We start from the raw sequence: 9,078 nt of genomic DNA on the forward strand, positions 1-9,078 counted from the left end.
CATCCATGCCGATGTCCTCACCATTGTCCGTCCTGCGCGCGGTTGCGCTCGCATCGCTTGCCCTGCCGCTGCCGCTGCTTGCCTGCGAAGGGCGCCTGCACATCGAACTCGAACAGAGCGGCGTGTATGCGCTCGACCATGCCGCGATCATCGCCGCGCAGCCGGGGCTGGCCGACTGTCGTGCCGACGAGCTCGTGCTGCGCTGGCGCGGCAGCGAAGTGCCGCTGCGCGTGCTGGCGCACGGCGAGCGCTTCGCCGACGGCGACCGCATCGAATGGCTGGGCCAGCAATTGCACGGGCCGGAGTCGTGGTTCGATCCCTACGCCGTGCACAACGTCTACCTGCTCGGCGCCGAGCCGGGGCCGCACGCGCGCCTGCGCGAGGCGCCCGCGCCGGCCAGTGCCAGCGGTGGGGCGCGGCGGCGCCTGCATCTGGAGCAGGACAACCTCATGATCCGCCTCGACCAGGAGCAGCAGCAGCCAGGCGAGGAACCCGACGTATGGATGTGGGCCAAGCTGACCCAGGTCGATCCCAGTCCCGTCACGATCGACTTCGACCTGCCCGATCTCGATCCGCGCGCGGGTGAGGTCACGCTGCGTCTCAACCTGCGCGGCCTGTCGCAGATCGCCGCCGCGCAGCAGCGCGACGACAAGCCCTGGGACCACGTGCTCAAGCTCAGCCTCAACGGCCACGAGCTCGAGCCGCGCCGCTGGCATGGCCGCGCCGAGACGGTCGAGGAACTCGCGGTGGCGGCTGGCTGGCTCAAGCCCACCGGCAACGTGCTCGTGATGCAGGTACCCAAGCGCACGGCCAACGCCGATCCGCGCAGCGAACTCGTCGACGTCGTGATGTTCAACTGGCTCGAGGCCGACTATCCGCTCACCGGCGATGTCGACGCGACGCGCCTGCCGCTGCTGCCGCGTCAGGCCGACAGCGCACTGCAGTTGCGCTCGGGCGAGGCCGTCGCGCCGGCGCTGTATGGCAGCGACGGCCTGCGCCGCAGCGGACATGCACTCGGCGGCGGCCGCTTCGCCTATGCCGGCGCGGCGGCCGGCACCGAGCTCTACCCGTTGCCGGGCGACCGGTTCCTGCGGCCGACCTCGCTGCGCGCCGTGCATGGCGATGCGTGGCAGGCGCCGACGCAGGGCTATGACTATCTCATCGTGAGCCATCCGCGCCTGATCGAGGCGATCCGGCCACTGGCGCGCTTCCACGAGCAGCGCGGCCTGTCGGTGGCGATCCTCGACATCGACGACGTCTACGACCAGTACAACCACGGCATCAGCCATCCGCAGGCGATCCGCAACCTCGTCGATGCGGCCTACCATCGCTGGCCCAAACGCGTGCGCTTCGTGCTGCTGGTGGGCGATGCGAGCTTCGACATCCGCCACGACACCTACAACGACCTCGCCTACGCCAAGTGGACCGATCGCGAACTGCTGTTCCCGGGCCATTTCGGCGCGGTGCCGGGTGGCACCTACGCGGAAGTGCCCAGCAAGCTCGCCGATCGCAACCTGATCCCGACCTGGCAATACCCCTCGCCCGAAGGCCAATCGGCCAGCGACAACTGGTACGCGGCGGTCGAGCCGGGTGACTGGCATCCGGTGGTCGCACTCGGCCGCCTGCCCGTGGTCAAGCCCGAGGAAGTCGCCGCGATCGTCGCCAAGACGATCGATTACCTGAGCAAGCCGCAACTGGGCGCCTGGCGGCGTGACGTGATGTTCATCGCCGACGAGGTCAAGAGTTTCCACGCCGCCTCGGACCGTCTCGCGGCAACCCTCGCGGGCGAAGGCTTCGTCGCCGACAAGGTCTATGCGACGCCTGAGCTCAGCGCCAATGCCGAGCACCAGCGCGCGATCCACGACGGTATCGACGAAGGTCGCCTGCTCGTGCATTTCATCGGCCACGGCGGCCGCTACATCTGGCGCACCGGCCCGCCCGACCTGACCAACAACCAGGACCTGTTCACGCTCGATGACGTCGGCAAGCTCGGCAATGGCGAGCGCCTGCCGATGGTGCTGTCGATGACCTGCTACTCGGCACCATTCGACAACCCGACCGAGGACTCGATCGGCGAACGTTTCCTGCGCGAGCCCGGCAAGGGCGCGATCGCGGTGTTCGCCGCGTCGTGGCGCAATTCGCCCTCGCTTGACTACAGCAAGGCCGTGATCTCCGAGCTGCTGCAGCCGGGCGCGACGATCGGCGAAGCGATCGTGCGCGCCAAGCGCGCCTCCAACGACCGCACCCTCGTCGAGATGTACAACCTGCTCGGCGACCCGGCCGTGGTGCTGGAGCGCCCGCGCGACGAGGCCACGGTGATGTTCGACGCCGCACGTTGGAGTCCGGGCGCACTCGTCGACCTGCGCGTGCCGCATTTCGTCGGCACCGTCACGGTGGACTGGCTCGATGGCAACGGCAATCGCCTGGGCAAGGCCGACTATCACGTCGAGTCCACGCGCTTCCGCCTGCCGGTGCCGGCGCCGCTGGTCGACCGGGTGGCCGAGGCGCGCGTGTATGCAGCCTCGCCCAGCACCGGACGTGATGCGGTTGGCCGCGCGCTGCGGCCCAGGACCGTCGCCGGCAAGTCGCTCGCCGTGCGCCTGCGCAACCTGTGGGACGACTGGCGGCGCCCGCCCTACCAGCCGCCGGTAGCCGGCCCGGACACGATCGTGATCCTCGATTTCGACGGGCCCGCGCAGTATGGCCCCGCGGCCGGCAAGTCCGCGTCGCCGCCCGCGCAGCCGGCGCCCGCAAGCCCGCCGCAGTGAACGGCGCGCCGCCGATCCGCACGGTCGCCGCGGTCATCGCCGACGCGCAAGGCCGCGTCCTGCTCGTGCGCAAGCGCGGCTCGCGCATCTTCATCCAGCCCGGCGGCAAGCCCGAAGCCGGCGAGGACGCGCTCGCCACGCTGCGCCGCGAACTCGCCGAGGAGCTCGGCGTCGAGCTCGACACGGCGAGCCTGCGGCATCTGGGCGAGTTCGAGGCCGACGCCGTGCACGAAGCCGGGCGCCGCGTGCGCGGTGATGCCTGGTCGGTGGGCATCGTCGGCACGCCCCGCGCGCAAGCCGAGATCGAGCAGCTGTGCTGGATCGACCCGCAGCCGCCCTACCCGGTCGAGGTCGCGCCGCTCAGCGCCCGCCACATCCTGCCGGCCTACCTGCGCAGCCGTCCCAATCAGCCAGCGACGGGCCTGCGCTGAGCGACGGTCGGCATGTCACCGCTCAAGGCCACGCTGAACGGCCGCCCACGTCGGCGACGACCGCCGCGACCCGCAACCCGCACGGAATGAGCCGCGAATTCCGCGGAACATCGCCCAACAGCTCCTCGGCAGCGCCGAAACCAGGACTGCCGTTACAGCCACGCTTTCGCAGGCGTAACCCGTTACGCCCTCACTTGCGGCGCATACCGACGGCGCGTTCAGGCAGAGACACGATGCGGACACGACGCAAGATGTTGATTTACCGTAGGAAAGAGGCTTGACCTGCGGCCGTCGCGCGCAGATCATCGGCGTTACGCTCCGGTTTCGGGGTCTATTTGTAGTTAGCCGCGCCCCAGCACTACGGAGTCCGCATGTTTAAGAACATGGACTATCAAGATACTTACGCATCGCCAGAACATGCCAATGTTCGCTACCCAAGCAGCGCAAAACAATCAATTGGCGGCTGGGCGTATGTATTTTCCCAAGATGCAGAGTACGTCTACGGGCTGTCTCGTCACCATGACGTCCAGGTCAAGACCACAAGCGGCTGGGCGAGGTATTCGGGGAAATTGCCGAACCCAGAAGACCTGGTGGAAGAAGATCCACCATTTGACGTTGAAGATGAAACAGACTAACCCCATTAGCTCTGACTAATGACCAATAATCCAAGCGACAAACATGGGTCACGGCAATGCCAACCTCAACGGAACAAGATCGAGATTATTTGGACCGGAACTTCGTCACCAAAGTTTCGCTAGATAATTACACGTCCGAAGAAAGAAACTTCTTGATGAAATACGGCGCGTGGTTGAAAGCACTGATGAACTCAAAGATTCCAGCAAGAACTGAAGCACAAAACGCCTTCTTGCGCATGTGCAACGGCCACCAACATGCGGAGACTTTTGAAGAACGCTTGTGGAGAAAGCATCAGTTAGATTTGATGTATGTAATTGCAAAGGAATGCGAGTACCACGTTGGTGGCAAGTTTACCCTGCAAGAAGTACACGGCATTTTCAAAAAGCTGGCTCTTCAAGGGCACCCTGAGACTTTGAAGAGACGAGATATGAGCAATATTGCTGTGCCAGAACAACCTCCCTTGATAGCAATGCTCCGAACTTAAGACCCTCAACAGTGCGTTTTGTAGGCCGAGTAGACGTGCGGTTTGGTCCGCGATCTGCGTGGATAGCTGCGGCCGGGCTGGATCCGGCAGCGTGATTGCACGATGGCCTCCAGCGCTGCGCGCAGGGCGCGCCTGCAGGCGCGTACGGCGAGGAGGCAGCCGGCGAGGATGGGCCGCAACGCGCCGAACGCATAGGTACGGTTGACATGGCTGCGTGGCGCAGGATCGTCTTCATCGAGGGGCGATGTGGTGCAGGCTTCGCTGAGCAGGCTGTGCAGGTTGTCGGCGAGGATCTTGGCTGCAAAGTCCTGCTGGAAGGCCAGATGGGTGAGGCCGGTGACCGCCTCCAGGCGCAGGCGGTGCTTGATGCGCTTGAAGGCCTCTTCCACGCGCCAGCGTCGATGATAGAGCGCACCGAAGGCAGTGGCTTGATAGCGCTGGCCATCGAGCAGGGAGGTCATGAGCACCCGCACGGAGCCGGCCGGCGTGACGTCGCGGATCAGGCGCACCCGGGTGGGCTCGCGCTTGAGCTCGTAGGCGGCGGCATCGGCGGCCTTGGGCGCGCAAAGAGTCACGGTGCGCTCGGCCTCGCCGCTGCGCAGAAACCGTTTCACGCAGGCGTAGCCGCTCGCGTCCACCCGCAGGCAGAAGTGGCGACCGTTCTGCACCAGTGCAGCGACCATGGTGTTGCCGGTGAGGCCCCGGTCGAGCACGAGCAGGTCGTCCGGTTCGGTATGCTCGATGGCCTCGAACAGCATTTGCCGCTCGGACGCGTCGGCAGTGCCGAGCGCGGCGTGCAGGGTCAGTTCGGCGCCGGGCAGGTACAACGCAAAGGCATAGTGATCGGCCTGCAGTTGGGCACCCTCCCGGGTCGCCACGCGCAGGCGCGTGCCATCGGCCGCGACCACCCGCAGCCCGCGCCAGCGATGGGCGTCGATCCACGGTTGCGCCAGGCGCAGCAGGGAGCGATTGAGGTGATTGAAGACCTCCCAGGAGACGCCGCGACGTGCCTTGGCGAACGCACGATCCGTGCAGGCGCGCACGCGCACACGCGAGCCATTCACCTGCGCGAACAGGTCATCCAGCGCCGCCTGCACCGAGGAGCAGACCCCCGAAATCATCATCACGAGCAGGCGCGGCGCGGTCAGCGTGCGCTGGCGGGTAAAGGCGGTGGGAACGAGTCGGAACGGCGCAATGGACGCCGGATCATGCAGCGTGGCAGCGAACTCGGACAACAGCGATGCGGGATCGAGTATTCGAGTTCATATCCTTACCAATCAACAAGTTACGTTGTGTATTATCCCGGACCATGCTGGAAAGTGCAAGCAGTTTGGGCTTAAGTTCGGAGCATTGCCTGCGCAGGGTGGTCTTGCCGCTGCCGCTCTCGCCCACCACGGCGAGGAAGCCGCCGTGCTTGGCCGCGTAATACATGCTCTCGCGGATGTAGCGCTGGTCGCGCGACAGATACACGTCCTGCGGCCCTTGCACGTCGTCGACGAACGGGTGGCGCGCGATGTTGAAGTGCTGCCTTGCGGCGGGTGATAACATTTCTGCCTCCGGTGGCTGTAGTGGTTCCTCGTGCGGGGTTGAATTGGCGTTCGTCCGCACGCTGGTCTGGTTGCCGCGAGGAGCGGCCTGGGCGTCGACTTCGCCGTCGACGGCCCAGGCCGTCTTGATGTCGGCATCCGTCACGCCGCGCTCGCGCAGCAGTTGGGCGACCACGTCCTCGATGTGGGCGCGCTGCATCGTCCTGGGCCACTCGCGGCGCGCGAGCAGCGTCGATAGCGTGGTCTTCGACATCGCCGTGCCATCGGCAAAGCGCAGCCGCGCGCACAAGTCCTTCTGCTGGATGCCGTGCTGGTACAGCAGCGCGCGCAGCCGGTACGGCGCCACGCTCGCGCCGCTCGTAAGGGGGCGATGGCTGTACATGCGCTCAGCGCCTCGCCAGGCGCACCGGCGCCACCTGGTCGACGTACTCGATCACCGTCTCGCGCGCGAAGCTGCACAGCGCGCCGGTCAACTCTCCGGTACTCGGCTTGGCGCAGATCACGACGCACCACACCTTCTGGCTGTCGGCCACGTCCATCTGCGCATGCGACAAGCGCGCGAACACCCGATCGGGCTTGTCCGGCACCGTGAACAACTGGCCGGCGGCTACGTGCTGCACCTGGCGCGAGGCGCCACACGGACGGATCGGTACGACGTTGAAGCGGGTTTGCATGGGGCACTCTCCTTGGGGGCGGGTGGAATGCAGCGACTCGGCGGCGCGCTGCTCAGCCGGTAGGCACGCGCTGGCGCAGCGCAATCGGCTCCACCAGTTCGAGCAAGGTGATCGGCACGTCTTGGTGCACCGGCAGCAAGGTGCCTGGCGGCAAGTGGTCGATGTCGCCGGGTGCGACTCGGCTCGCGATGACAACGACCCAGCGCCGCTCGTCGGATGCCGCGTCGCGGTCGGTCAGCGCCACGACTGACTCTCCAAGGCCGGGGGCGTGGACGAGGAACACGTCGCCGCGCTTGGCGTCGCGCAGGATGTTCGGCTCGAAGGCGGACACGGTGGCACGCATGGGCAAACCCTCACTTCACCGCGACCAGGCGCGGCGGTTCGATGAACGCCGGCGGCGCGCCGGCTGCGGATAGCTGCTGCACGCGCTCGACCAGCGCATCCATTTCTTCCGGCGCGACCCCGTCCGGGAACCACGCCTGCACCGCCTCGCGTTCGTGCTGGCCAAGGGCGCGGCCCAACCGCGAACGCAGCTCCTGCAGCACCTCGACCAGGCCCATAGGCCGCAGCTCGACCTGCGCCTCGTTGGGCAGGTGCAGTTGCGTGCCGGGCCGCACCATGAAGCTGGGCGCGTTGCGCACGGCCTCCTCGAGATCCTTGAACGGGTCGATCTGGCCATCGAACGCAACGGCACCGCGGGTCTTGGCCGCCAGCGCCTTGAGCGTGTCACGCTCGCCCCATGCCAGCTCGTTGGCATCGCGCCGCGCCGTGTCCACGTCGGTGTCGGCGGCCGCCGCGTAGCGTTCGCCGACCACCGGGCTGTGTGCGAAGAAGCCGCCCGCCGTCGTGGCGATCGGGTCGCACTCCACATGCCGCTCCGTGCCGTGCTCGTCCTTCACGATCACGAACACCGCCGGCGCGCGATACGGATTCACCGTCACCATCACGCGGTCGCCCACCCGCACGCCCGGCACGTTCGCCACCGAGTAGTCGGCGCGCTCGTGGCCGCGCGGCTTGTAGCTCACCGTGAGGTTGCCGGCCACCGTGCGTGGCTCGGGCTTGCTGTGCATGAGCAGTGCGCAGGTCGCCACCGGCGGGCACAGCCGAAGTTGATCGGCGCGGATCGTCTGCCACACCGCGTTGCGCGTGTGGCCGGTGCGCCGGTGCTGCGCGCCCGCGTTGAACGCCGCGGTCCACAGGTCGAGCTTGGCGTTGAGGAACTCGATGCTGTCGATCGACTTGAACGTCAGGCGCCCCTCGAACTTGCGCTCGATGACGTTGTGGATGCCCTCCACCTGACCCTTCGCGCGCGGGTTGCCCGGGATGTGCGCCCAGTGCCGCACGCCAAGGTTGGTGAGGAGGTTGCCGATCGCGTGGCTCTGGTTCGCGCTGCCCGCGTCCCACACCAGCATGAACGGCACGCCGTGCATCACGCGCCCCTCCATGCGCTGCATCGCGAACATGAGGAACTCGAACAGCGTGCGCTGGTCCTCGCCCGAGACGTTGTAGTACCGCGCCGTCACGGTGCCAGAAAAGTGATCCGTCAGCGCGTAGCGCAGCACGCGGCGGTTGTCGATGCGCGCCAGATCGCGCGGCTTGCGCGCGTTGAACTTGCGCTCGTCCATCACCCGCGCGCGGCCGTTATGCAGGTAGTACAGCACGCACAGCGACGCATCCAGTTGCCACACGTGATTGGGGTGCAGCGAGCGCATCTGCACGTGCGGCGCGGGCTGCGCCAGTTGCGCCGGGTGGCAGCCCTTGCGGCGCATCACCCGCAGCATCGTCGTCGCGCTCACCCGCGCATCGAGCAGGCCGTTGCTAAGCGCCATGTCGATCGCATCGATCACCGGCAGCAAGCCCTTCCCCGTCGCGCGGCGCGAGGCCTGCAACTGCGCCGCCACCGCCATGACCGCCTCGTCGCTCAGCCGCGTATCGCCGCGGTCTGCCCGCAGCTTGCGGCCGCTCGCAAAACCCACCGCCCGCAGCCGGTTGTACAGGGTCTGCACGCTCACGCCGAGCAGCCGCGCTCCCTCGCTCGCGATCGCCCCGCGCTGGCCGTGCCCGGCCGCGCCCAGGCGCGCGGCAATCCCGCGCAGGGTGTCCAGCTCGGCCAGCTCACCCAGGTGCATCGCTCAGCCCTCCCGCCGCGCAAACTTTGCCGTCGCGAGCACACGCTCCACCGCGAACTCGCTCATGAAGCTCTCCTGCGCTTCGACCGCGCGATCCAGGATGTCCAGAGCCTGCAGCGGATCACCCGCCGCATCGGCACCGCCGAAGCTGTATTCGTTGAGCGCCGTCACCAACTCGGCCGCGCCGGAGAAGTACGCCAGCCGCAACAGCTGCTGCACCGCCGGCGGCAGGCGATCGTTCAGCCGCGCGCTCCAGCGCCCATAGGCGCGTGCCAAGGAGGGCATCTGCGCCCGTGCTTGCGTCGTCATCGGCTTACTCCCCAAGCTCGTCGACCAGCACGCGCGCCCACTCGGCCGCGAGCGCGCCGTTCTGCTCGATGCGGCCGGCCACTTCCTCGTCCACCACCTC

10 protein-coding genes are annotated in these 9,078 nt (G+C 67.3%); 4 read left to right on the plus strand and 6 right to left on the minus strand.

What is annotated here, in order from left to right:
- The first annotated feature begins 11 nt into the window (after positions 1-11).
- From KF903_RS13970 to maoP, 4 genes are all read left to right on the plus strand, one after another.
- Positions 12-2,768, plus strand: a complete 2,757-nt coding sequence (locus tag KF903_RS13970; RefSeq protein WP_291216080.1) for a C25 family cysteine peptidase — start codon at positions 12-14, stop codon at positions 2,766-2,768.
- Positions 2,765-3,199 (plus strand): NUDIX domain-containing protein, encoded by a 435-nt coding sequence (locus tag KF903_RS13975; RefSeq protein ID WP_291216083.1) that lies wholly within the window; start codon positions 2,765-2,767, stop codon positions 3,197-3,199. Before KF903_RS13970 ends, KF903_RS13975 begins: the two co-directional genes overlap by 4 nt.
- A 371-nt stretch (positions 3,200-3,570) precedes the next feature.
- Positions 3,571-3,834, plus strand: coding sequence for a hypothetical protein (locus KF903_RS13980; protein ID WP_291216086.1), 264 nt, complete (start codon positions 3,571-3,573; stop codon positions 3,832-3,834).
- 56 nt (positions 3,835-3,890) lie between these two features.
- Positions 3,891-4,319: a DUF413 domain-containing protein gene (gene maoP, locus KF903_RS13985; RefSeq protein WP_291216089.1), complete on the plus strand. Its 429-nt coding sequence runs from the start codon at positions 3,891-3,893 to the stop codon at positions 4,317-4,319.
- Positions 4,320-4,324: 5 nt separating this feature from the next.
- Here maoP and KF903_RS13990 read toward each other — a convergent pair whose 3' ends face one another.
- The 6 genes from KF903_RS13990 to KF903_RS14015 are packed head-to-tail and all read right to left on the minus strand — an operon-like array spanning position 4,325 to position 8,978.
- Complete coding sequence (locus KF903_RS13990) at positions 4,325-5,554, minus strand: IS4 family transposase (protein ID WP_291216092.1); 1,230 nt, start codon at positions 5,552-5,554, stop codon at positions 4,325-4,327.
- Positions 5,526-6,248 carry a hypothetical protein gene (locus tag KF903_RS13995; protein ID WP_291216095.1) on the minus strand — a complete coding sequence of 241 codons (723 nt, stop codon included), beginning with the start codon at positions 6,246-6,248 and terminating at the stop codon, positions 5,526-5,528. Before KF903_RS13995 ends, KF903_RS13990 begins: the two co-directional genes overlap by 29 nt.
- Positions 6,249-6,252: 4 nt before the next feature.
- Positions 6,253-6,540 carry a hypothetical protein gene (locus KF903_RS14000; protein WP_291216097.1) on the minus strand — a complete coding sequence of 96 codons (288 nt, stop codon included), beginning with the start codon at positions 6,538-6,540 and terminating at the stop codon, positions 6,253-6,255.
- A 52-nt stretch (positions 6,541-6,592) separates the two neighbouring features.
- Positions 6,593-6,883 (minus strand): hypothetical protein, encoded by a 291-nt coding sequence (locus tag KF903_RS14005; protein ID WP_291216100.1) that lies wholly within the window; start codon positions 6,881-6,883, stop codon positions 6,593-6,595.
- 10 nt (positions 6,884-6,893) lie between these two features.
- Entirely contained in the window at positions 6,894-8,669 is a 1,776-nt protein-coding gene (locus tag KF903_RS14010) for a hypothetical protein (protein WP_291216103.1), read from the minus strand.
- Positions 8,670-8,672: 3 nt separating this feature from the next.
- Positions 8,673-8,978, minus strand: coding sequence for a hypothetical protein (locus KF903_RS14015; protein ID WP_291216105.1), 306 nt, complete (start codon positions 8,976-8,978; stop codon positions 8,673-8,675).
- Between the last annotated feature and the right edge of the window lie 100 nt (positions 8,979-9,078).

This window comes from Dokdonella sp., assembly GCF_019634845.1.
Classification (GTDB): Bacteria; Pseudomonadota; Gammaproteobacteria; order Xanthomonadales; family Rhodanobacteraceae; genus Dokdonella_A.

What these genes read in the sequence shown, in the direction of transcription:
- KF903_RS13970 (WP_291216080.1), top strand. Translation starts at nt 12, where the DNA reads ATGTCCTCACCATTGTCCGTCCTGCGCGCGGTTGCGCTCGCATCGCTT.
- KF903_RS13980 (WP_291216086.1), top strand. Translation starts at nt 3,571, where the DNA reads ATGTTTAAGAACATGGACTATCAAGATACTTACGCATCGCCAGAACAT.
- maoP (WP_291216089.1), top strand. Translation starts at nt 3,891, where the DNA reads ATGCCAACCTCAACGGAACAAGATCGAGATTATTTGGACCGGAACTTC.
- KF903_RS13995 (WP_291216095.1), bottom strand. Translation starts at nt 6,248, where the DNA reads ATGTACAGCCATCGCCCCCTTACGAGCGGCGCGAGCGTGGCGCCGTAC.
- KF903_RS14000 (WP_291216097.1), bottom strand. Translation starts at nt 6,540, where the DNA reads ATGCAAACCCGCTTCAACGTCGTACCGATCCGTCCGTGTGGCGCCTCG.
- KF903_RS14005 (WP_291216100.1), bottom strand. Translation starts at nt 6,883, where the DNA reads ATGCGTGCCACCGTGTCCGCCTTCGAGCCGAACATCCTGCGCGACGCC.
- KF903_RS14010 (WP_291216103.1), bottom strand. Translation starts at nt 8,669, where the DNA reads ATGCACCTGGGTGAGCTGGCCGAGCTGGACACCCTGCGCGGGATTGCC.
- KF903_RS14015 (WP_291216105.1), bottom strand. Translation starts at nt 8,978, where the DNA reads ATGACGACGCAAGCACGGGCGCAGATGCCCTCCTTGGCACGCGCCTAT.